Raw genomic sequence first — 641 nt, 5'->3', positions numbered from 1 at the left:
TTCGAAAAAATAACAAATCCAGCACTATGGAAGACGGACATACCAGATCAAATGCGTTACTTTTATGATGTCAATGGGAGACTTAAATATATGCTGTTAACCAATGGCAAGATTGTCACGCTGAATTATGATAAGAATGGCTCTTTGTTAAAGAAAGAAGTTTTATGAGTAGTCTGTCTTTATAGCAATAAGTATAGTCGTGAAATATTTCATAGCTCTGGAGTGAAACTAAATGAATCTGTTTAAAGCTTGGAGGTTTTTTATTTGCGTTCTGTTCTGTTTTTTGTTAAATGAGCAAATACCAAGAGTGTCGGCTGCTGAGGCGGGAGTATCTAATATAGATTATGTTTTTGTAAACTTCTAATGTGGTATTACAGTCAAATGAAAGAAAGGGTGAAGGTCATGGGATTTAGGAATGTTTATCTGAAGTCAATTGTTATTTTGATATTTCTTTTTATTTGCTATGATTCAAAAGATAATTTAGTATTTGCAGAAAGCACCAAAAGTCAAGAGCTAAAATATTTTTATGACCAGGATCGAATAGACTATATTTATTTGAAAGATAATACATACGTGGATTTCTTTTATGATCGAAACGGAAATATGCTGAAACAAATACATAGGGAGTTTGAAGGATTTGA

Annotated in this window: 1 protein-coding gene; it reads left to right on the top strand. The window is 32.0% G+C overall.

The window, feature by feature from the left end:
- Positions 1-381 precede the first annotated feature (381 nt).
- Positions 382-641, top strand: a 260-nt coding sequence (locus tag GC101_RS35865; protein WP_216626756.1) for a hypothetical protein, incomplete at its 3' end; no start/stop codon positions are given.

This window comes from Paenibacillus phytohabitans (genome assembly GCF_013141775.1).
GTDB lineage: Bacteria > Bacillota > Bacilli > Paenibacillales > Paenibacillaceae > Paenibacillus_AQ > Paenibacillus_AQ phytohabitans.
The sequence above is the reverse complement of the archived record's forward strand: the minus strand, read 5'-3'. Positions and strand labels throughout refer to the sequence as shown.